At 34.6% G+C, this 23104-nt stretch carries 17 protein-coding genes; 11 read left to right on the top strand and 6 right to left on the bottom strand.

What is annotated here, in order from left to right:
• Positions 1–40: 40 nt before the first annotated feature.
• Both R1X58_RS01115 and R1X58_RS01110 read left to right on the top strand, forming a co-directional pair.
• Entirely contained in the window at positions 41–1201 is a 1161-nt protein-coding gene (locus tag R1X58_RS01115) for a PepSY-associated TM helix domain-containing protein (protein ID WP_240571394.1), read from the top strand.
• A gap of 195 nt (positions 1202–1396) precedes the next feature.
• Positions 1397–2047 carry a sterol desaturase family protein gene (locus tag R1X58_RS01110; RefSeq protein ID WP_240571391.1) on the top strand — a complete coding sequence of 217 codons (651 nt, stop codon included), beginning with the start codon at positions 1397–1399 and terminating at the stop codon, positions 2045–2047.
• A 1-nt stretch (position 2048) separates the two neighbouring features.
• On the opposite strand, the gene R1X58_RS01105 is transcribed toward R1X58_RS01110, so the two are convergent.
• The gene (locus R1X58_RS01105) at positions 2049–2285 is read right to left on the bottom strand and encodes a hypothetical protein (protein WP_240571388.1); all 237 of its coding nucleotides are present in this window, start codon (positions 2283–2285) and stop codon (positions 2049–2051) included.
• Between the two features lie 147 nt (positions 2286–2432).
• Between R1X58_RS01105 and R1X58_RS01100 the strand changes: the two genes are divergently transcribed.
• From R1X58_RS01100 to mqo, 9 genes are all read left to right on the top strand, one after another.
• Positions 2433–4391 (top strand): peptidylprolyl isomerase, encoded by a 1959-nt coding sequence (locus R1X58_RS01100; protein ID WP_240571385.1) that lies wholly within the window; start codon positions 2433–2435, stop codon positions 4389–4391.
• Positions 4392–4432: 41 nt separating this feature from the next.
• Positions 4433–5248 carry a peptidylprolyl isomerase gene (locus R1X58_RS01095; protein ID WP_258225959.1) on the top strand — a complete coding sequence of 272 codons (816 nt, stop codon included), beginning with the start codon at positions 4433–4435 and terminating at the stop codon, positions 5246–5248.
• The gene (locus tag R1X58_RS01090; protein ID WP_240571380.1) at positions 5211–6659 is read left to right on the top strand and encodes a peptidylprolyl isomerase; all 1449 of its coding nucleotides are present in this window, start codon (positions 5211–5213) and stop codon (positions 6657–6659) included. Before R1X58_RS01095 ends, R1X58_RS01090 begins: the two co-directional genes overlap by 38 nt.
• A gap of 3 nt (positions 6660–6662) precedes the next feature.
• The gene (locus tag R1X58_RS01085) at positions 6663–7616 is read left to right on the top strand and encodes an AAA family ATPase (protein WP_240571378.1); all 954 of its coding nucleotides are present in this window, start codon (positions 6663–6665) and stop codon (positions 7614–7616) included.
• Positions 7617–7629: 13 nt separating this feature from the next.
• Positions 7630–8772: an acyltransferase family protein gene (locus tag R1X58_RS01080; protein ID WP_317293016.1), complete on the top strand. Its 1143-nt coding sequence runs from the start codon at positions 7630–7632 to the stop codon at positions 8770–8772.
• 273 nt (positions 8773–9045) lie between these two features.
• A complete protein-coding gene (locus R1X58_RS01075) occupies positions 9046–11838 on the top strand; it encodes a bifunctional aconitate hydratase 2/2-methylisocitrate dehydratase (protein ID WP_240572661.1) in 2793 nt (930 codons plus the stop codon).
• A 220-nt stretch (positions 11839–12058) separates the two neighbouring features.
• Entirely contained in the window at positions 12059–14326 is a 2268-nt protein-coding gene (locus R1X58_RS01070; RefSeq protein WP_240571375.1) for an aconitate hydratase, read from the top strand.
• Positions 14327–14433: 107 nt separating this feature from the next.
• Entirely contained in the window at positions 14434–15207 is a 774-nt protein-coding gene (gene mazG, locus R1X58_RS01065) for a nucleoside triphosphate pyrophosphohydrolase (RefSeq protein ID WP_240571372.1), read from the top strand.
• Positions 15208–15378: 171 nt separating this feature from the next.
• Positions 15379–16743: a malate dehydrogenase (quinone) gene (mqo, locus tag R1X58_RS01060; protein WP_240571370.1), complete on the top strand. Its 1365-nt coding sequence runs from the start codon at positions 15379–15381 to the stop codon at positions 16741–16743.
• Between the two features lie 64 nt (positions 16744–16807).
• Here mqo and R1X58_RS01055 read toward each other — a convergent pair whose 3' ends face one another.
• From R1X58_RS01055 to R1X58_RS01035, 5 genes are all read right to left on the bottom strand, one after another.
• Complete coding sequence (locus R1X58_RS01055) at positions 16808–18781, bottom strand: DUF349 domain-containing protein (RefSeq protein ID WP_240571368.1); 1974 nt, start codon at positions 18779–18781, stop codon at positions 16808–16810.
• Between the two features lie 128 nt (positions 18782–18909).
• Complete coding sequence (locus tag R1X58_RS01050; RefSeq protein WP_240571366.1) at positions 18910–19653, bottom strand: shikimate dehydrogenase family protein; 744 nt, start codon at positions 19651–19653, stop codon at positions 18910–18912.
• Entirely contained in the window at positions 19646–20665 is a 1020-nt protein-coding gene (locus R1X58_RS01045) for a DUF368 domain-containing protein (RefSeq protein WP_240571364.1), read from the bottom strand. Before R1X58_RS01045 ends, R1X58_RS01050 begins: the two co-directional genes overlap by 8 nt.
• Positions 20666–21586, bottom strand: coding sequence for a DUF368 domain-containing protein (locus R1X58_RS01040; protein ID WP_240572660.1), 921 nt, complete (start codon positions 21584–21586; stop codon positions 20666–20668).
• A gap of 51 nt (positions 21587–21637) precedes the next feature.
• Positions 21638–23026: a tetratricopeptide repeat protein gene (locus R1X58_RS01035; RefSeq protein WP_240571362.1), complete on the bottom strand. Its 1389-nt coding sequence runs from the start codon at positions 23024–23026 to the stop codon at positions 21638–21640.
• Positions 23027–23104: the final 78 nt, after the last annotated feature.

Below are 23104 nucleotides of genomic sequence, written 5' to 3'. Positions count from 1 at the left end.
CTTTTTAAGGTTACACTTTGTGTGTTTATAGCTTTTATGTATGTCAAAAAAAGGAACCTACAGTTTTAGAAAGTTAATTAACGATATTCACTTGTGGTTGGGAATAGCCAGTGGAATTGTTATTTTTTTTGTGTGTTTTAGTGGAACAATTCTTGCATTTGAGCATGAGATTAAAGATGCTTTTTCTTCATCAATAAAAGTTCAACCGAAAGGGGATAGGGTCTCTGTAGAAGAACTTATAAGTTCGTTACGAACATCAAATTTGGGTTTTGTAACTGGGTTAACAATTCCGAGCGATTCAGATGAACCTTATGAGTTTTCAGTAAAGAAGGACTTAAAGGAACGTCGTGGTTCAACAGTATTGGTTAACCCTTATACTTCAGAAATTCATAAAGTAGAAAAATCTGGAGCAGACAACTTTCTAATGGTTATGTTTAAATTGCATAGATGGCTGTTGTTAGATATTAATGTAGGCCGTCCAATTGTAGGCATTGCAACCATTATCTTTTTAATATTATCGGTTTCTGGGTTGGTATTATGGTTTCCTAAAAAAATAAAATGGAAACTGATAAAACAAGGATTTAAAATTAAAACCGATGCGAACTGGAAACGTATCAATCATGATTTGCATAATACTTTAGGGTTTTATTCCTGTATTTTTATCCTTATTATGGCAATAACAGGATTATGCTGGTCTTTTGAAGGTTATAGAGAAGGATTGGGCAATTTGATAGGAGCAAAGATTTTTGATCGTGGTGGAATTGATTACAAAGCAGAAAATAATGAGGGGATAGTTCTAACTATTGATGAAGCTATTGCTAATGCCAACACAATCCTGAACTACGACGGAGAGCTTTCTGTTGGTTTTCCAGATAAGCGTAATTACTATTACCGATTTTCTAAAGTAGCTGATGCCAACTGGTCTCCGGTCGTATCAGATAAATTGTATTTGGATGTTTCGGGAAACGTATTAAAAGTAGAACGGTTTGATGAGAAGCCTTTAAATACACAAATAGCGTCTTTAATACGACCTATTCATACCGGAGAAATCTACGGAACATTTTCTAAGATAATATACTTTTTGGCTTGTTTAATAGGCACCAGTCTACCTGTAACAGGAACAATAATTTGGATTAATAAGTTGAAGAAGAAAAATAAAAGAAAGCAGAAGGTAACTCCGGTTTTACGTAAAGTTGTTTAAAGCTTGAATTAGCTTAGTTTTTATATTAAAGGCTTCTGTTTTTACAGAGGCCTTTTTTTATCCATAATTTTAAGAATCGTTATTTCGTTGATTTTGTTATCTTTAAGAGAGGTAAAATTAAAAGTTATGAAATGAGCTAAAATGATTATTAGCGAATTACATCTGACAGATAAATAATAATAAAAATTTAAACAGATGAAACAACACAGAGTAACCACAGATTTTTCTACCGGTCAGGCACAAATATTTAAAAATCCTTTTTTAGAACGGTTAACTAAAACCAATCCTGCCTCAAACATTGTTATTTATGGTATTACTATTCTACTTCTGGGGTATCTGGCTATAGGTGTTATTGGGCTTTCAGTAATAAGTTTTATAACTTTATTTTGCATCGGTTTTGTTTCCTGGACCTTGGCCGAGTATTTACTTCACAGGTATTTATTTCATTGGTATAACGACTGGAAATGGACAAAACGTTTTCATTTCATAATGCATGGTTCCCATCATGAATATCCAAAAGACAAAGAGCGTTTATTAATGCCTCCAGTTCCAGGACTAATTTTAGCCTCGTTACTTTTCTGTATTTTCTATGTTTTGTTTTGGGTATTTGGGGTTTCAAAATACACTTTCGGGTATTTTCCTGGTTTCTTTTTGGGGTACTTAATGTATTCGTTTGTACACAGAGCTATTCATGTAAAACGACCACCAAAACGATTTAAATACTTATGGCTCCATCATAATTTACATCATTACCAGTATCCAGATAAAGCATATGGTGTATCTAATACATTTTGGGATAAGGTTTTTGGTACTATGCCACCTAAACCAAGGCGCAAAGACGCATAATTTATCCTTGGTAAACTTGTCCTCTGTGTGGTTTCAAAGCATCTCTAAGCGGTTTCATCTTGTCTTCATCAACCACCAGATAGGCAATGGCATGAAATTCATTTACGACTTCAAAACCAGTTAAGATGTTTTCTAATTTTTCAATTTGAACATATTCTTTTAAATGAATATTATGATGTTCGGCTGTTTTATGTGCTGCAGGGCCTCTAAAGTCCCATATTAATTTAAGTCTGCGCATGAATTTTATGCAATAAAAATGAATGCCGAAAGTTAAAAAGATATAATTAAAATAGCACTTAAAATATATCTTTTCAAAGCTTACTTAAAGCAACTTGCATTATAGCATTATATTAGTATTTTTGTTGCTATGGTTTAAATTTTTAATATGAATATAAAGTATATTTTTGTTTTATTCTTCACTTTGTTTTTACCTCAGGTAAAGGCCCAAACATCTAAAGAAGACGTGTTATTTACAGTCGATAGTGAACCCGTTACAGCTTCTGAATTTATAAGGGTTTACAATAAGAATTTAGATTTAGTACAGGATGAATCTCAAAAAGATGTTGACGAGTATTTGAAACTTTTTACCAATTACAAATTAAAGTTAAAAGAAGCCAGAGCTTTAAAGTTAGATGAAAAGCCATCTTACATTCGGGAATTATCGAATTATAAGAAGCAATTGGCAAACAGTTATATTACCGACAATAAGGTAACCGATGAGTTGGTAGAGGAAGCTTACAATAGGGTGTCTTACGACGTAAAGGCCAGTCATATTCTCATTAAATTACCTGAGCATGCCAGTCCGAGTGATACACTTGTAGCTTATAACGATATCATAAAACTTCGGGACCGAGCTTTAGCTGAAGGTTTTGAAAAGGTAAGAGAAGAAGTGCATAACGGACAAACCATTTACGGAGAAGATCTAGATTGGTTTTCTGGTTTTAAAATGGTGTACAAGTTTGAAAACGCGGCTTACAATACACCAGTAGGAGAAATTTCGATGCCGTTTAGAACGCGTTTTGGTTATCATATTGTATCTGTTCAGGATAAACGTAAGTCTAGAGGTGAGCGCACTGTGGCTCATATTATGATTTTCCAAAAAAAGGAAGATGCTAATCAGGAACAATCTGCTGAAAGAATTCAGGATATTTATAAAAAACTACAACAAGGTGAAACTTTTGAAACCTTAGCAAAACAATTTTCAGAAGATAAAAGTACGGCTTCAAATGGTGGACGATTAACACCTATAAGCAGCGGACAGCTTAATTCAAAAGAGTTTGAGGATACGGTATTTGGATTAGAGGAAGTTGGTGATATTTCAGAACCCATAAAAACAGAATACGGTTGGCACATTATAAAATTGTTAAATAAAAAACCAATCGCAAGTTTTGAAGATATGCGTCCGGAACTGGAACAAATGGTTAAGCGTGACGAACGTTCAAAGTTAATTGATGAAGCGTTGTATGCTAAGTTAAGAGCTAAGTACGGCGTATCAGAAGAACAACCTGCTTTACCATATTTTGTAGGACTTTTAAATGACGATTATTATAAATTATCATGGAAGCTTCCTGTCGCTTTTGAGGCGAATAAGCCTTTGGTTAAAATTGGAGATGAACAATTGTTATTTGTTGATTTTGGTAATTTCTTAGTTAAAAATCAACATTACAACAGAAGCGCAGATACTTTTGAAAATATTGTAAATCAAGCTTATGAAAGTTTCTTAAATACTAATTTGGTTAAATATCAGGAAGAGCATTTAGAAGAAGAGGATGAAGATTTTGCGCATATTGTAGGTGAGTATCGCGATGGTTTATTGTTATTCGATTTAATGGAGTCTACCATTTGGGATGCAGCTAAAACAGATTCTTTAGGAGTTAGAAATTTTTATGAATCTCATAAAGCTAAGTATATAGCGCCAGAAAAGATTGATGCTGTTGTAGCGTCTTCAGCCCAACAAAAAACACTTAAGAAAGTATCAAAATTAATAGAACAAGGTATGTCTGTTGAAGATATTAAGGCTTTAGTGAATAGTAATGATAAAATAGATGTTATCTTTACAGAGGAAATTATGGATGCTGGCCATCAGGTGTTACCAGAGAACTTTGAATTTAAAAAAGGGGTGTCTAAAATTTACAAGCACAACGATGCGTTTGTATTAGTGAATGTAAAAGATATAATTCCGGAAACTCAAAGAACATTCGAGGAATCAAAAGGGTTAGTGCTTAGCGATTATCAAACCTATAAGGAGGAACAATGGGTAGCCGAATTGGCTGCAAAATATCCTGTAGAGGTAAACCAGGAGGTTTTAAATCAGGTAAAATCTCAACTAAAACTAAATAAGTAAATCAAGTGCGTTTTAAAAGTCTCTCGATATTAGTGTTGCTTTTGGCAACCTCGTGTCATTTCTTTAAAGAAGTCGATGACCGTATCCCTGTTGCACGAGTTAATGAAAGCTATTTGTATTACGACGATATTAAAGATTTAGTATCTGAAGGTACTTCAAAAGAAGACAGTACTTTAGTGGTTCAGAATTACATTAATCAATGGGCAACGCAACAGTTATTGGTCGATGGAGCAAAGCTTAATTTAAGTGAAGCAACACAAAATAATTTCAACAAGCTGGTTAATCAGTATAAAAACGATTTGTACACCAAAGCTTATGTTGAGGCTTTAGTGGCGAGAAGTATCGATTCTGTGATTTCAAAAGAGGAAGCAGAAACCTATTATAATATAAATAAGGATGCTTTTAAACTGAATGAAGAATTAATTAAGTTTAGATATATTCATATTGATGAAAATATGAATAATTATAAATCTGTAGTTGAGCGGTTTAAACGTTTTAATGATAAAGATAAGCGCGTACTAGACTCCTTGTCTATTCAGTTTAAATCGTATTCACTTAACGATTCCATTTGGATTAAGGCCAGTCAGGTGGTTAAAAAAATTACAGCAATTACCCCGGAAAATAAAGATCAACTGTTAAAAAAATCTAATTTTGTGCAGCTCAAAGATTCATTAGGAGTATATTTGATGCAGGTGAACGATGTGTTATTGCCTAAAGATACGGCACCGTTGGAATATGTAAAACCAACCATCGATCAAATTGTAATCAACAAAAGAAAGCTCGAGCTTATTCGAAAATTAGAAAAAGATATAACTAAAGATGCCATTACAAATAAACAATTCGAAATCTATAAATAATTTGAAACACATATTGGGTTTATGCATAGCATTACTTGGGGCACAGGTAATGGTTGCTCAGGAAATCATTGAAGACGAAGTTAAGGAAGAGGTAAAGGAAGCAGCTCCTGCAAACCAAAATGCTAAAAAAGTAGATGGCGTTGCTGCTGTAGTTGGAGACTATATTTTATTAGATTCAGATGTCGATAAGGCTTATGTGCAATTACAGGCACAGGGTGTAAATACCAAAGATATTGGTCGTTGCGAATTGTTTGGTAAACTTTTAGAAGATAAATTATACGCACATCACGCCATTCAGGATAGTATTGTGGTGTCTGATGCGCAAATCAGACAAAATGTAGATTATCAAATCGAACAGTTTTTACAGTCTACAAATGGTTCTATGGAGGCTTTGTTGAAGTTCTATAATAAAGATGATGAGCAAAGTTTTAGAGATGAGATGTTCGAAATCAATAAAGCGAACATGTTAGCTCAGGAAATGCAGAAAAAGATTGTTGGTGAAATTGAAATTACTCCAGAAGAAGTTCGTGAGTTTTTCAATAAAATTCCAAAAGATCAGCGTCCGACATTTGGTACTGAGTTGAAAGTAGCTCAGATTGTAGCAGAGCCTAAAGTGGCTGAAGAGGAAAGGCAACGTGTAATCAATCGTTTAAAAGAATTTAAAAGAGATATTTTAGAAAACGGATCAAGTTTCCGTTCTAAAGCCGTTTTATATTCAGAAGATCCGGGTTCTGCCAGTAAGGGAGGAAAGTATACCTTGAACAGAAATCAGCCTCGAATGGTTAGAGAGTTCAGACAGGTAGCTTTTGCGCTTCAGGAAGGTGAGATTTCAGAACCTTTTAAAACGGATTATGGTTATCACATTATTTACTGTGAAAAAGTTAGAGGACAGGAACGAGATGTAGCACATATCTTATTAACACCAAAAGTATCAGACGAGGCGATTAAAGAAGCTAAAGAACGTTTGGAAAAAGTAAGACAGCGTATTGTTGATGGCGAGATTTCTTTTGCCGATGCTGCAAGAGAAGCCAGTGATGAAAAAGAAACCAGAGGTGATGGCGGACAGTTAATTAATCCGGCAACACAAGATTATAATTTTGAATTAACCAGAATGGATACCGAGTTATATACTCAGATTCAAAATTTAAAAGATAACGAGGTAAGTTTGGTATATAAAGAAGAAGATCGTACAGGCGGTGTTAAGTTTAAAATACTAATGGTTACCGATAGGATTGATGAGCATGAAGCAAACTATGCCCGCGATTATTTAAAAATAAAACAATTAGCTTTAGACGAAAAGAAAATTGATGCTATTGCTAAATGGCAACAGGAAAAAATCATGGATACTTACATAAAAATTAGTGGTGAGTATAGAGATTGTAACTTTTCTAGTAACTGGTTAAAAAAATAATATATGTCAGATGTTTCCGCTATTGAACAATTTGTAAAGCAGTATAAAGATTTAAAAACCGAAATCGCTAAGATCATTGTTGGTCAGGACGAGGTTGTAAATCAAATATTAATTTCCATTTTTTCTGGCGGACATTCACTTTTAATTGGTGTGCCTGGACTAGCCAAAACTTTAATGGTTAATACCATTGCTCAGGCGTTAGGTTTAGATTTTAAACGTATTCAATTTACGCCTGATTTAATGCCAAGTGATATTTTAGGTAGTGAAATCTTAGATGAAGACCGTCACTTTAAGTTTATTAAAGGTCCTATTTTTTCGAATATTATCTTAGCCGATGAGATAAACAGAACGCCACCAAAAACACAAGCAGCTTTATTGGAAGCTATGCAGGAGCGTGCGGTAACTGTGGCTGGGCATCACTACAAATTAGATTTACCATATTTTGTTTTAGCAACACAAAACCCGATTGAGCAGGAGGGAACGTATCCGTTACCCGAAGCACAGTTAGACCGTTTTATGTTCGCCATTAATTTAGATTACCCAACGTTTGAGGAGGAAGTAGAAGTTGTAAAATCGACAACAACAGACTCTAAAAAGGAAATCAAGGCTTTATTTACTGCAAAGCAGATTATCGATTTCCAGCAATTAATTCGTCGTATTCCTGTTGCCGATAATGTGGTTGAATATGCCGTAACCATGGTTGGGAAAACAAGACCAAATTCAGAATCTGCCATAGATTTAGTTAAAAATTATATCGATTGGGGTGCTGGACCTAGAGCTTCTCAAAATTTAATATTGGCGGCAAAAACCCATGCAGCCATTCACGGTAAATTTTCACCGGATATTGAAAATGTACAGGCTGTGGCTAATGGTATCTTACGTCATAGAATTATCAAGAACTATAAAGCTGAAGCGGAAGGTATTACCGAAGATCAAATCATCAAGAGTTTGTTTTAAAATCTAAATATAGATATCTATTACTATAGATAATAAGCATAGAGTTTTTGGATTAGATGCAATTCGGGCATCAGCCATTTTATTAGTTTTATTTTCACATTCAACAATATTATTATTTCCTAATCAGGATAGTTTACTACTTACTATAATTAGATTTTTCGGGACTATAGGAGTAGATTTGTTTTTTGTTTTAAGTGGATTTCTAATTGGTGGTATCATTTTAAAACAAATAGATTTAGGAAAAACCTCATGGAATGATTTCTTGTATTTTTGGATAAGGCGCTGGTTCAGGACTCTTCCAAATTACTTTTTGGTATTAGCTTTAAATGTGCTTTTATTATTTCTGTTTACTGGTGAAATTTTAAAAGGAATAGGAAACTATTTTTTATTTTTGCAAAACTTCTCAAATCCACAACCCGATTTTTTTACTGAATCCTGGAGTTTGTCCATTGAAGAATATGCTTATATCATAGGGCCACTACTACTGTTTTTAACTTTTAATTCTTTTAAATCGGTTTCAAAAAAGTATTTGTTTATTGGAATTACAGGGTTTGTCATTATTAGCTCAGGAGTTTTAAGGTATCAATTTCATTTAAATCAAAAGATTGATTCGGCTGAGATGTGGAGTAGCGCTTTGAGAAAAGTTGTTATTTACCGAATAGATAGTATTTATTATGGGTTTGTTTTAGTATATGTAATGAAGCAGTTTAAAAGTTATTTTAAGAGATATAATTTACTGTTATTTATGGTGGGAGTTATTTTGTTTTCAGGAATACACGTTTTAATTTACTTCAATAACTTAACACCTGTAAATACTCCTTTGTTTTTTAATGTATTTTACCTGCCATTAATTTCTATTAGTTTACTGTTGTTTTTTCCTTCTATAATAGAAATTGATATTCAAGGCTACGTAAAAATACTTACTACTAAATTAAGTATTATATCTTATGCTCTTTATTTGCTTAATTATTCAGTGGTTTTGTTAAGTATTCAACATATTGGCAGTATTTGTGAAGCTTCAATGATAATTAAAATCATAACTTTGCTGACTTATTGGGGATTGTCTTTTTATTTAAGTCATTTGTTATATACGTATTTCGAAAAACCAATGACGAATTTAAGAGATAAACCATTTTTTAAAAGAATATTGAATTAAGTGTAGTTACCAAAAAAGCATTTTTTTATTGAATTTCATTAAAAAATTTCAAACCATACTTAATAATTATAACACAATAATAATTAAGTATTATTCGGTATTGTATTCCTTGTTTTATTTTTAAAACTTTGTATTAATTCAGTACTTTTGCGAGGCTAAAGAAAAAACTAAGTTAAACGGCTTTAAAACAATATATAGGGGCTGTAATCAGATAATCTGAACTACAGTATAGCGTTTTTAAAGAGCCAAAAAATTGAAATGACTTCTAATAATATGAATATGTACAACGATTACATCAAGGAAATCGAAGAACGAAAAGCTCAGGGACTTCACCCAAAACCAATTGATGGAGCTGATTTATTAAGCGAGATTATTGAACAAATTAAGGATTTGAACAACGCAAATCGTGAAGATTCGCTTAAATTTTTTATTTACAATGTGGTGCCGGGAACTACTGGTGCAGCTGGTGTAAAAGCAAAGTTTTTAAAAGAGATTATTCTTGGTAATGCTGTTGTTGAAGAAATTACTCCAACCTTCGCTTTTGAATTGTTATCGCACATGAAAGGTGGACCTTCTATTGAGGTACTTTTAGATTTAGCTTTAGGAAACGACGAAGCTATCGCTAAGCAAGCTGCTGAAGTTTTAAAAACTCAGGTTTTCTTATATGATGCAGATACTAATCGTTTAGAAGAAGCTTATAAAGGAGGGAATGCTGTTGCTAAAGATTTGTTAGAGAGCTACGCTAAAGCTGAATTCTTTACTAATCTTCCGGAGGTTGACGAAAAAATCGAAATCGTTACGTTTATCGCAGGTACAGGTGATATTTCAACAGATTTGTTATCACCAGGAGCAGATGCGCATTCAAGATCAGATAGAGAATTACACGGTCAGTGTATTTTCGAACACAATAAAGAGATGCAGAATGAATTAACTGCATTAAAACAACAACACCCAGACAAACGCGTGATGTTAATCGCAGAGAAAGGTACCATGGGAGTGGGATCTTCAAGAATGTCTGGTGTGAATAACGTAGCGTTATGGACAGGTATTCAGGCGAGTCCGTATGTGCCGTTTATTAATATCGCTCCAATCATTGCCGGAACAAATGGTATTTCTCCAATTTTCTTAACAACTGTTGGGGTAACTGGTGGTATTGGTATCGACCTTAAAAACTGGGTTAAGAAAACCGATGAAGCTGGTAATACCGTTTTAGATGAAAATGGAGATCCTGTTTTAGAACAAGCGTATTCTGTTGAAACAGGAACGGTACTTACAATTAATACAAAAGAGAAAAAATTATACAACGGCGACGTTGAATTAAAAGATATTTCTACTGCATTAACACCGCAAAAAGTGGAGTTCATTAAGGCTGGTGGTTCTTATGCTGTCGTTTTTGGTAAAAAATTACAAACTATTGCAGCAGGTATTTTAGGTATTGAGGCGCCAACGGTTTATGCACCTTCTAAAGAAATTTCTGTTGAAGGACAAGGTTTAACTGCTGTAGAGAAAATTTTCAACAAAAATGCTGTTGGAACAACGCCAGGTAAAACATTACATGCGGGTTCAGATGTTCGTGTTGAAGTAAATATTGTAGGATCTCAGGATACTACTGGATTAATGACGTCTCAGGAATTAGAAGCGATGGCGGCTACAGTTATTTCTCCAATAGTTGATGGTGCTTACCAATCGGGATGTCACACGGCTTCTGTTTGGGATAACAAGTCAAAAGCGAACATTCCTAAATTAATGAAGTTTATGAATGACTTCGGATTAATCACAGCGCGCGATCCTAAAGGAGAATACCACGCCATGACCGACGTTATTCACAAAGTATTAAACGATATTACAATCGACGACTGGGCCATCATCATTGGTGGTGACTCACATACACGTATGTCTAAAGGTGTGGCTTTCGGTGCCGATTCAGGAACTGTGGCGTTAGCTTTAGCAACGGGTGAAGCAACGATGCCAATTCCGCAGTCGGTAAAAGTGACCTTCAAAGGTGAAATGAAACCTTATATGGATTTCCGTGATGTGGTACACGCAACACAACAACAAATGTTAAAGCAATTTGGTGGTGAAAACGTATTCCAAGGTCGTGTAATTGAAGTGCACATAGGTACCTTAACATCAGATCAGGCCTTTACATTTACCGATTGGACGGCTGAAATGAAAGCCAAAGCATCTATCTGTATTTCAGAAGATGAAACCTTAATCGAATCGTTAGAAATCGCAAGAGATCGTATCCAAATCATGATTGATAAAGGTATGGATAATGCAAAACAAGTGCTTCAAGGACTTATTGATAAAGCAAATGCAAGAATTGAGGAAATTAAATCTGGAGAGAAACCAGCTTTACGTCCTGATGCTAACGCGAATTATTTTGCTGAAGTAGTTATCGATTTAGATGAAATCGTTGAGCCAATGATCGCCGATCCAGACGTAAACAACGATGACGTTTCTAAGCGTTATACACACGATACGATTCGTCCGTTATCTTTCTACGGCGGTACTAAGCAGGTAGATTTAGGTTTCGTAGGATCTTGTATGGTTCACAAAGGCGATATGAAGATTTTAGCTCAGATGTTAAAAAATATCGAAGCGCAACAAGGGAAAGTTGAATTTAAAGCGCCTCTAGTAGTTGCACCTCCAACATATAACATTGTTGATGAGTTAAAAGCTGAAGGTGACTGGGAAGTATTACAAAAATATTCAGGATTTGAATTCGATGATAATGAACCAAAAGGTTTAGCTCGTACTAAATACGAAAACATGCTTTACTTAGAGCGTCCGGGTTGTAACTTATGTATGGGTAACCAAGAGAAAGCTGAACCGGGAGATACTGTAATGGCAACATCAACTCGTTTATTCCAAGGTCGTGTGGTTAAGGATTCAGGAGAGAAAAAAGGAGAATCTTTATTATCATCTACTCCGGTAGTGGTATTATCTACAATTTTAGGTAGAACACCAAATATTGAAGAGTATCAAGCGGCTGTTGAGGGTATTGTTTTAACGAAGTTTAAACCACCTCACAAACAATTGAGTACTGCTGCGGTAGCATACTAAATAAAGGATAATTAGATATTTCAGAATATCTCAAAAATAAGTAGAAAAGGAGCCTGGATTTTATTCAGGCTCTTTTTTTATGGATTTTTAGGGGAAAATTTTCGTATTTCAGCTTTCTAAAATCAGTATAAATAGGCTAATATTTAGTTAATTAGTAAGTCCTGTCGCGATATTTTTAATAAATTAGAGGGAATTTAAACAATTTAAATAAAGAAAAAATATGGCATTTGATATTGAAATGATTAAAGGCGTTTATTCCCGAATGGCCGAGCGTGTTGATGCTGCTCGTAAAGTGGTGGGTAAACCTTTAACGCTTTCTGAGAAAATATTGTATAATCACCTATGGGATGGGAATCCAACCACCGCATTTACAAGAGGTAAAGATTATGTCGATTTCGCTCCAGATAGAATCGCATGTCAGGATGCAACTGCGCAAATGGCGTTACTACAATTTATGCAAGCCGGAAAAAGTAAAGTTGCTGTGCCTACAACCGTACATTGTGATCACTTAATTCAAGCCAAAGATGGAGCTGCAGCCGATTTAAGACAAGCGAATAGTGTGAGTAGTGAAGTATTTAATTTTTTGGAATCTGTTTCAAATAAATATGGCATTGGTTTTTGGAAACCGGGTGCAGGAATCATTCATCAGGTGGTTTTAGAAAATTATGCATTTCCTGGCGGAATGATGATTGGTACCGATTCACATACTGTTAATGCAGGCGGATTAGGAATGGTCGCTATTGGTGTTGGTGGTGCCGATGCCGTTGATGTTATGGCAGGTATGGCTTGGGAGCTTAAATTCCCTAAGCTTATTGGTGTGAAATTAACCGGTAAATTATCCGGGTGGACAGCACCGAAAGATGTGATTTTAAAAGTGGCTGAAATTCTTACCGTAAAAGGAGGGACAGGAGCTATCGTTGAATATTTCGGACCAGGAGCAACTGCCATGTCGTGTACCGGTAAAGGAACCATTTGTAATATGGGCGCCGAAATTGGTGCAACGACATCTACTTTTGGTTACGATGAATCTATGGAGCGTTATCTACGTTCTACCGAAAGAGCCGATGTTGCTGATGCAGCTAACAAAGTTAAAGAATACTTGACTGCCGACCCAGAAGTTTATGCCAATCCAGAGCAGTATTTCGATCAGGTGATTGAAATTAACTTATCGGAATTAAATCCGTTATTAAATGGACCTTTCACACCAGATTTATCAACTCCTGCAGGAAAAGAAATGGGAGAGAAGGCCAAAGCTAATGATTGGCCAATTGTGGTCGAGTGGGGCTTAATAGGGTCTTGTACCAATTCTTCGTATGAAGATTTATCGCGTGCCTCATCAATTGCTCAACAAGCCATTGATAAGGGTGTTAAAATGAAAGCTGAATTAGGTATTAATCCAGGGTCAGAGCAAGTGAGATACACGGCAGAACGCGATGGTATTCTTGAAGTTTTTGAAAAATTAGACGCTAAAATTTTTACGAATGCCTGCGGACCATGTATAGGGCAGTGGGCACGTTACAGCGATCCGAAAAATGCACCAAAAAACAGTATCGTGCATTCATTCAACCGAAACTTTGCCAAACGTGCCGATGGTAACCCGAATACGCATGCTTTTGTAGCTTCACCCGAATTAACAGCCGCGATTGCTATTGCGGGTCGATTGGATTTTAATCCGATGACCGATAAATTAATCAACGAAGAAGGAGAAGAAGTCATGTTCGATGAGCCAACAGGATGGGAGTTACCACCAAAAGGTTTCGAAGTTAAAGATAATGGCTATATCGAACCTGAGGCAGATGGTAGTCATGTTCAGGTGATTGTAGATCCAAAATCTGAAAGATTACAATTATTAACGCCATTCACGCCAATTGGTGATGATATTAAAGGCGCCAAATTATTAATAAAAGCCTTCGGAAAATGTACAACTGACCATATTTCTATGGCGGGTCCTTGGTTACGTTTCCGTGGTCATTTAGATAATATTTCTAATAACTGTTTAATTGGTGCCGTAAACGCTTATAACCAACAAACAAACTTTGTTAAAAATCAATTAACGGGTGAGTATGGTGGAGTACCAGATGTACAACGTCAGTATAAAAAAGAAGGTATTAAGACGATAGTTGTTGGCGATCATAATTATGGTGAAGGGTCTTCTAGAGAACACGCAGCCATGGAACCAAGACATTTAGGTGTAGCCGCGGTTATTGTGAAGTCGTTTGCGCGTATTCACGAAACAAACCTTAAAAAGCAAGGGATGTTAGGTTTGACATTTGCAAATGAATCAGATTACGATTTAATTCAGGAGGATGATACTTTTAACTTCTTAGATTTAAATGAATTTGCTCCAGATAAGCAGTTGACCTTAGAAGTTGTTCATGCAAATGGTAGTAAAGATGTCATTAAATTGAATCACACTTATAATGAAGCACAAATTGCCTGGTATAAAGCAGGTTCAGCATTAAATTTAATTGCTGCAGAAAATGCTTAATCTTTAAAGAATATACAAATAAAAAATCCAGCTAATAAGCTGGATTTTTTATTGCAATAAAGCTTGAAAAACGTATAGAATTGTATTTTTACAAAAAACTTACCTCAATGAATACAAGAGCAGAGCAACTTAAAGCATTTGATAGATTGTTAACCATCATGGATGAGCTTAGAGCACAGTGCCCATGGGATAAAAAGCAAACCATGGAAACGCTTCGTCATTTAACTATAGAAGAAACCTACGAGTTAGGTGATGCCATTTTAGATAACGATTTGGAAGAGGTTAAAAAGGAATTGGGGGATGTGTTGCTTCATATTGTATTTTATTCTAAAATAGGCAGTGAAACCAACGATTTCGATATTGCTGATGTTTGTAATAGTATTTGTGAAAAGTTAATTAATAGACATCCGCATATTTATGGTGATGTAAAAGTTGAAAATGAAGAAGACGTGAAGCGCAACTGGGAAAACCTGAAGCTTAAAGAAGGTAAAAAAAGCGTTCTTGAAGGGGTACCTAACAGTTTGCCAGCTTTAGTTAAAGCTAACAGAATTCAGGAGAAAGTTGCCGGGGTAGGGTTTGATTGGGAAGAGCCGCATCAGGTTTGGGAAAAGGTTGAAGAAGAACTTCAGGAATTAAAAGCTGAAATAGATTCAAATAATCAGGATGCCATTGAAAGTGAATTTGGAGATGTACTTTTTTCAATGGTAAATTATGCTAGATTTTTAAATGTAAACCCTGAAAATGCTTTAGAACGTACCAACAAAAAGTTCTCAAAACGTTTTAAATATTTAGAAGAAAAAGCTCAGGGGTTAAATAAACCGCTTAAAGAAATGACCTTAACCGAGATGGATGTGTTTTGGGAAGAGGCTAAAAAGTTGTAAAACAATTTACTAATATCTTGACTCTGCGTCTATAACCTTAACATATTTCTAATATTAATTGCCAATTATTTCAATACTAAAAAATTAAAAATATTGTTTAGGGTATAGATTTTATATCTTTAAGAAACGATTATCTTTGCAAGCGATTAAAAAAGAAACAAGGTTTCAGAAATGGCTAAAACGATTAAGCACTCCGAGTTTGTTCTCATCGGAGGTGGAATAATGAGTGCCACATTGGCAATCCAACTTTTTGAGAAATTTCCTGGTAAGAAAATAACAATTATTGAAAAGCTGCCTAAAATGGCAGAAGAAAGTTCTGAAGCATGGAATAATGCAGGAACTGGTCATGCAGGTAATTGTGAGTTAAATTATACTCCGGAAAAGAAAGGTGCTGTTAAAAAGGGTTCAATTGATACCACTAAAGCAATAAATATTTCAGAGCAGTTCAACGAAACACTAGGGTTTTGGAAAGATTGTGCCGAAAAAGGATATATCAAAAACCTGTCAAAGTGTATTAACGAAGTACCCCATATCAGTTTTGTTGAAGGCGAAAAGAATGTAGAGTTTTTAGAGAAGCGTTGGTATGCTTTAAAGGAAGTTCCTCATTTTAGAGATATGCAGTTTTCTAAGGAGATTAATGAAATTAAAGAATGGATTCCTCTAATGATGGAGGGGAGAGACGAAAAAGAAATCGTTGCTGCTACCTATTTTGAGAAAGGATATGATGTTAATTTTGGTGAAATAGCCGACCAGTTATTTAACTTTTTAGGAAAACAGGATAATGTTGAGTTGGTAAACAACAGTAACGTTTACAACTTACAGCAAACCGATAATAAACGATGGTTAATTTCGGTTAAAGGACAAAATGTGGGTAAACACTGGAAGATTGTAACTAATTATGTGTTTATTGGTGCTGGAGGTGGTGCTTTGCCTTTATTAGAAAAATCGAATATTAAAGAGGCTAGAGGCTACGGTGGATTCCCAATTAGTGGCTTATGGTTACGCTGTACAAATCCTGAGGTTATTGAAAGACATCAGGCAAAGGTTTATGGTAAAGCTAAAAAAGGCTCACCACCCATGTCTGTACCTCATATGGATACACGCATGATTAATGGCCGTAAAGAATTATTGTTTGGTCCGTTTGCCGGATTTACCACTAAGTTCTTAAAACATGGTTCGATGTTCGACTTACCACGATCGGTAGAGTTTGATAATATAATGAGTCTTCTTGGTGCAGGTTATCAAAATTTACCTTTGGTTAAGTATTTAATTAAGCAGGTAAGTTTAAATTTTAAAGATCGTATGGAAATGCTTAGAGAGTTTTATCCGGAAGCTAACGACGATGATTGGAAAATTGTAGTTGCAGGACAGCGTGTACAGATTATTAAGCGAAACAAAAAAGGTTTTGGTAAGTTAGAATTCGGAACCGAAATTATTGTTTCTAAAGATAAAACAATTGCCGCTTTATTAGGAGCTTCACCAGGAGCATCAACTTCGTATTCTGTAATGAAAAATGTTATTGAAAAATGTTTCTAACATTTAATATATGAAATAAAAAAGCGGCTTTTTAGCCGCTTTTTTTATGTTGTAATTATTTTAGTTAATACAGTTCTTTAATTTTACTCAACTTGGTTTCCCATAGTTCTAAGGCTTCTTTGTGAGTCTTAATATTGTTATGAACTTCTTTAACTAATGGATTATTATCATCAACATTCGTGAAAAACTGTAAGTTGTTTTCCAATTGGTTGATTTGGCTCTTAACTTCATCAATTTTTTTACGAATGAATGAACGTTCGTTGTCTAAATCTCTATTATCATCTTCAGTATTCATATGATCAAGCTTGTTTTCGAACTTAATCATTTCAACTTCGTTTTTATCCATTTCAAGGTTCGATAACAAATCATCTACAGCTTTATTGAATTTACCCTCTATATAGCGCTTATCATTTGGTACACGCCCTATATCTTTCCATTGATTGGTGAACTCTTTAATTTGTTCAATGCCCTTTTCTTTATCTGTAAAAGGTTTTAGGTTTTTTAGGGTATCTAAAAGTTCTAACTTTTTACCAAATGCTTCCAGTCCTTCCTTGTTAGCTGCATTCTTTTTGGCATGTAACTTATCGAAGTAAAAATTACATGCGGTTTTAAATCGTTTCCAGATTTTATCACTGTCTTTACGAGGCACATGACCTATTTTTTTCCAGTCACTTTGAATTTTCTTCATCAACGGGGTGGTAACCTCGTAATCTTCACTGTCTTTATTGTCTTCAGCAATTTTAATTAAATCCAGTTTCTTTTGAAGATTGGTGTACTGTTCTTTCTTAAGGTCTTTGTAGAATCCGTTTTTACTTCGGTTAAACGTTCTTACAGCCTCCTTGAATTTAGCCCAGGTATTTTCATTTTCCTTTATAGGAACTTTACCTGCGTTAAAGAAGGATTCTCTAAGATCTTCAACTTCCTTAATTTTCTTTTGCCAACCGTTATGAGAAGTAATGTTTTCGGCTGTTATGGTTTTAATAGCCTCAATAATATCAAGTTTCGTTTCAAGATTTTTATCGTAAACTTTATCGATTTCTTGGAAATACAGCTGACGTTTATCGTTTATCGTTTTTGTTGCTACCTTAAATTTATTCCAGATATCTTCACGATATTCCCTTTGTACCGGACCTAGTTCTTCTTTCCACATTTTGTGAAGCTCTTGCAACTCTCTAAAGGCACGCATAACATTGTCATCTTTGGCCAGTTCCTCAGCGCGCTCAATAATCTTAAGCTTTTGTTCTAAATTGTGCTTAAAGTCTAAATCACGTAAGTCTCTGTTTAGGTGCAGAAAATCGTAAAACATTTCTACGTGGTGGTGGTAGCTATTCCAGGCATTGTTGTATTTATCTCGAGGAATAGGACCTGTATTTTTCCAGCGCTCCTGAAGTTCTTTAAAGTGCTTGTATGTGGTATTTATATTTTCTTCAACGTTAATTAAACCTTTAAGCTCTTCTATAATTTCAAGTTTATCGGTTAAATTTTGTTTTAGATTTTTTTCAATGTTTTGATAGTATTCGTTACGCTTTCTGCGATAATCGTTGTAAGCTGCTTTGTAACGTTTTTGAACCGGAGAGCTGTAATAAAAGTCTATTTCGTTACCACCTTCATTTAAGAAATCGTCTTTTTTCTCATCTAGAAGCGCTTGAAATTTATCTTTAAACTCATTATTGATAGCTTCAACATGGGTTTTTATAGCCTGTACTTTTTCGGTTCTAAGTAAACGCTCTAACTCGATAGCAAGAGCTTCAAGCGACATGGTGTCGTAAGCTTTAAGCTCAATGGTATGTCTGTCTTTATGACCTTCATCCTCGGCGTCTTCAGCATTAGATTCATCAATTTCATCTAAACCGTGATCATCGCTATCAGACTCTGAAACAGAAGCAGGGACAGTTTTGTCTTCTTCCGTAATTTCAGATTCTTTGGCATCAGTAGTTTCTGTAGATTCTATTGACGTGTTTTCAACTATTTTTTCTTCAGAATGCTCCTCATTCTTACTTAGCTCTTCTTTTCCGTTCAGGTTATTTAAATCAGACATTTTAACAATGTTAGGGTTCGTAATACAGCTTTGTGTGTTTAAAGATACTAACAAGTCTATTATTTACAAATATTTAGAAGGCAAATTATTTGTGTCTGATGTAAGAAATTTTGAAATTTTTAATGAGTTTAAATAGTAACATTCCAGATAGACCATGCTTTTTCAGCTTGAAAAACCAACATGTCTAAGCCGTTTACTGTGGTTGCCTGACGTTCTTTTCCTAATTTTAAAAAGGTGGTTTCTTCCGGATTATAAATTAAATCGAATAAAATATGTTTGTCGGTGATACCGCTGTATGGAATGTCTGGATGATTTTCAATATTTGGAAATGTTCCAAGAGGAGTACAGTTGATAATAAGCTGATGGTCTGCTACAATAGATTCTGTTAACTGATCGTATGTGAATTTAACATGCTCTGAAGCTGTACGTGATACATAGTGATATTTTATACCTAGTTTTTTCAGAGTGTAAGCAATGGCTTTACTTGCGCCACCGGTTCCTAGTATTAAAGCCTTTTTATGACGCTTTTTTAAGTGAGGTTTTAGCGATTTCTTAAATCCGTAACAGTCGGTATTGTAGCCAATAAGTTTTCCTTTTTTAGTAACTTTTATGGTGTTAACGGCTCCAATAGCTTTTGCTTTTTTATTTAGCTTATCCAGAAAAGGAATAACCTCCTCTTTATAAGGAATGGTTACATTCATACCCTTTAAGTCTGGTGTGTTTTTAATGATGTTTTGAAGGTCATCAATCGAAGGAATATCGAAATTTTCGTAAGTTGTATTCGTTATTTCAGCGTCCTCAAACTTCTTTTTGAAGTAAGATCTTGAGAAAGAGTAGGAGATATTTCTACCTAAAAGGCCTAGTTTATTCATTAATTTTTCGTGTTTTTTGTCCGTAATACTCTAAAGCCAGAACGATGGTAATGCCTAAAAAGATATAAGCAATGGCGTAATAGGTTTCTGTATTCAGTTCCGGTATATAGCGTTGATAGTTGGCTACGATTTTAGTTCCTGTAGAATCGAACAAAGGCTTACCGTCTTCGGTAAGTTTGTAAATGGTATGTTTCCACGGCCAAACCACACCAAGAGATCCGACAATAAATCCGATAATAGCAGAAAGAGTAATGCTTTTGTAGCGTTTTAAAATATAGCTTAGCATATGGGAAAAGGTAACTAAACCAGTTATAGACCCTAGGGTAAAAACCGCTAAAACCTTTAACATACGAATGCGTTGCGAATTGTGTATAAAGTCGAAGTTTCCGCTGAAGATGTCTGAAAACGTATCGTATAAGGCATTTACCGAATCGACTAGCAGAAGGACATAATTACCTAATAAAATAAGAATGAAAGACCCTGAAAATCCTGGTAAGGTCATTCCAGAAACACTAATAATCCCACAGAAAAATACAAACCAAAGGTTGTCGTTTTCTTTAGCAGGATTTAAAAAACTAATACCAGCTCCCAATAAAATACCAATGGCTAGAGAGGTGTAGGTGCGGTAATTCCAATCTTTAAAATCTTTGTTGATGTAATAAATGGAGCCGATAATCATTCCAAAAAACACACTCCAGACGTAGAGTTCGTAGTGCTCAATAAGATAATCCAACACTTTTGAAACACTAAAATAGCTAACAATCATTCCCAAGAATAACAGACTAATAAATCGTCCGTTAATGTAATTGTAAAAGCTTTTGTAACGACCGTTAATTAGAAGTTTAAAAGCTTTTCCATTTATCTTTTTTAAGGAATAAATAAATTCCTCGTAAAAGCCAGCTACAAAAGCAACAACACCTCCAGACACGCCAGGTACTTTATTGGCAGCACCCATTCCTAATCCTTTTAGAACCAGAAAAATTTTGTCTTTTAGTGTTCTAGTGCTTTCCATTTATACTTTTTTTGCTCCTACTTTTTCAAGAATAAAAATAGTTAAAAATCCCAGTAACATTAAAGTTATGGCAAAGACAATTTGATTATTCCCTTCAAAAGCAAATGGAGAGATGCTTTCCTGAATTAATGGCGATTTTATGCCTTCGGAATTTGTATGCCATGACAAAGTATTTTTCCAAGGCCATACCTTGTTTAAAGACCCAAAGATAAATCCGGTAAGCAGAGCTAAGGTGATATTGTGATAGTTTTTGAATAACCATTTTAACGCATGACTAAAACTCAACAAACCAATAAGAGCTCCTGAAAAAAAGATAATTAATTTTTTAATATCTACGTCGTGAATGGCATCACTTAAGGTTTTATAAGCGCCTAATATAATTAAAATGAAAGAGCCTGAAATACCCGGAAGAATCATAGCGCAAATGGCAATGGCTCCTGAAAAAAACAGAAACCAATCACTATCGCTATTTTCCATAGCAGGTAATGAGCTAATGTAAAAAGCAATAACAGCACCTACAATAAGAGCTAAAATTACAGAGGCATCCCATTTTGTTACTTGTTTTCCAACAAAATAAATACTCGCTACAATTAAACCAAAAAAGAAAGACCAGATTAAAATAGGTTGATTTTCAAGAAGGTATTTAGCCAGTTTCATAAAAGAAACGTAGCTAATAACAATTCCGCTTAAAAGTGCAAGAATAAAATTACCGTTTACTTCAATCCAAAAGGCTTTAATCCCTTTATTAAAAAGTATTTTAAACAGCGAAAGATTAACGTTGCTAATGGTAGAAATTAACTCTTCGTAAATTCCGGAAATGAAAGCGATAGTACCACCTGAAACACCAGGAACAGCATCGGCTGCACCCATGGCTAAACCTTTAAAAGTAATGATTAAATAATCAATTAAGCGTCGTTGCATATTTTGGTTTTGCATAAAAACCAAAGGTATACATTTTAATTAAACAGACGCTTATTGATTTGTTTTTAGTATGTTTTTAACAAGTATCTTATTGGCAACTTCAGGGAAAAGCTCTTCGATAATAAAAGCGTAATCTTCGTTATGATCTATACCATTTTTCAGATAAAAAATACCTTTATCATTTTCATTTAGAGAAAAATATAAACCAGCTAAACGATATTCTATTTCAGAATTTTCCGGGTAAAATTCTATGGCTTGCTCAAAGTTATAAATAGCAGCTTCAGGTTCGCCAAGTTTAATTAAAATATCACCTCTGGAAAGCCATGTGTTTAATTCGTAATTTCCTAGCTCTAAAGCTTTCTTAAAACCACGTTCAGCTTCTTCTAAATGATTTAATCGATGATTGATTTGCGCATACAACTTCCAGTAAACTACGTTTTCAGAATCTATATTAATGGCTTTATTGATATAGTATAAGGCTTTATCGTAGTTTCTTTTTTTGTTATAAAAACGCGTAATCGCAATCCAACCTTTATCTAATAACGGATCTTCATGAACAGTTTTATAATAATATTGAACCGCTAATTCATCATTTTTAAGTTTTTCATGACAGCTACCAATACGTAGCAACGCAAACGAGGTTGGGTCGTCCAACTCTAAAGTAATGGTATAGTTTTCAATAGCCTCGTTAAAACGTTTCAGTTTTTCTAAAACCTTACCACGTTCTAAATAAGCACCAACAAAGGTGTCATCTGAAATAATGGCGAAATCGTAAGCAGCTAATGCTTTTTTGTAATTTTTAAGATTGTAGTACTGTTTTCCGAGTTGATGCCAGGCAACTTCACAATACGGGTTTTTGTCTAAAAAGATATTAAGGTACTCAATAGCTTCTTCAGATTGATTTAAAAATTCGAAACAATAAATCACGTTATACAGTGCCGAATAATCTTCAAGATCTTCTTCTAAACACTTCATAAAACATTCTTTAGCTTTTTCAAATTCATCAAGAAAAAGGTATTCCATTCCTATAAGCGAATACAAATCTACAACGTCATCGGTCAGTTCTAGGGCTCTTTTAAGCACATCGATAGCTTGCTGATGGTCGTCTTTTTTAGAAAAGATATTGGCTTTCTGGATGTAGATCTCTTCATTCATCGGATCCAGATTATAAAGTTCATTAAGTAGGGTGTCTGCTTCAACAAGTTTGTTTTCAAACACGTAAACTTCAACTTTAAAAAGTCTGAGATTGACCGAGGTAGGATGTTGATCTAGACCAAGTTTGATGGCTTTTTTTGCTAAAGCTATCTTTCCTTGATTTAGATAGTGATGAATGATGTTTTCAAATTCCTCTGAGTCGAAAAACAAAACGTGGTTTGTTTTTAACATCGACTCGAATTTGGTTAGAGGTAAATTGTTGTTTTCATCTTGACTAAACTCCATAGGCACATTTGTAAAGTTCTACTACTATAAATTTAATGTTCTATTTTGACGATTAACGTTCAAGACTTAAATGTTTTT

It is taken from the genome of Aestuariibaculum lutulentum (genome assembly GCF_032926325.1).
Lineage (GTDB): Bacteria > Bacteroidota > Bacteroidia > Flavobacteriales > Flavobacteriaceae > Aestuariibaculum > Aestuariibaculum lutulentum.
Note: the sequence above shows the minus strand (reverse complement) of the source record. Positions and strands in the feature narration are given on the sequence as shown.

Bases quoted from the DNA above. Each gene is read 5' to 3' on its own strand.
- mazG (WP_240571372.1), top strand. From the start codon at position 14,434: ATGAATACAAGAGCAGAGCAACTTAAAGCATTTGATAGATTGTTAACC.
- R1X58_RS01105 (WP_240571388.1), bottom strand. From the start codon at position 2,285: ATGCGCAGACTTAAATTAATATGGGACTTTAGAGGCCCTGCAGCACAT.
- R1X58_RS01085 (WP_240571378.1), top strand. From the start codon at position 6,663: ATGTCAGATGTTTCCGCTATTGAACAATTTGTAAAGCAGTATAAAGAT.
- R1X58_RS01110 (WP_240571391.1), top strand. From the start codon at position 1,397: ATGAAACAACACAGAGTAACCACAGATTTTTCTACCGGTCAGGCACAA.
- R1X58_RS01075 (WP_240572661.1), top strand. From the start codon at position 9,046: ATGAATATGTACAACGATTACATCAAGGAAATCGAAGAACGAAAAGCT.
- R1X58_RS01035 (WP_240571362.1), bottom strand. From the start codon at position 23,026: ATGGAGTTTAGTCAAGATGAAAACAACAATTTACCTCTAACCAAATTC.
- R1X58_RS01070 (WP_240571375.1), top strand. From the start codon at position 12,059: ATGGCATTTGATATTGAAATGATTAAAGGCGTTTATTCCCGAATGGCC.
- mqo (WP_240571370.1), top strand. From the start codon at position 15,379: ATGGCTAAAACGATTAAGCACTCCGAGTTTGTTCTCATCGGAGGTGGA.
- R1X58_RS01040 (WP_240572660.1), bottom strand. From the start codon at position 21,586: ATGCAACGACGCTTAATTGATTATTTAATCATTACTTTTAAAGGTTTA.
- R1X58_RS01050 (WP_240571366.1), bottom strand. From the start codon at position 19,653: ATGAATAAACTAGGCCTTTTAGGTAGAAATATCTCCTACTCTTTCTCA.
- R1X58_RS01045 (WP_240571364.1), bottom strand. From the start codon at position 20,665: ATGGAAAGCACTAGAACACTAAAAGACAAAATTTTTCTGGTTCTAAAA.
- R1X58_RS01100 (WP_240571385.1), top strand. From the start codon at position 2,433: ATGAATATAAAGTATATTTTTGTTTTATTCTTCACTTTGTTTTTACCT.
- R1X58_RS01090 (WP_240571380.1), top strand. From the start codon at position 5,211: ATGCCATTACAAATAAACAATTCGAAATCTATAAATAATTTGAAACAC.
- R1X58_RS01115 (WP_240571394.1), top strand. From the start codon at position 41: ATGTCAAAAAAAGGAACCTACAGTTTTAGAAAGTTAATTAACGATATT.
- R1X58_RS01055 (WP_240571368.1), bottom strand. From the start codon at position 18,781: ATGTCTGATTTAAATAACCTGAACGGAAAAGAAGAGCTAAGTAAGAAT.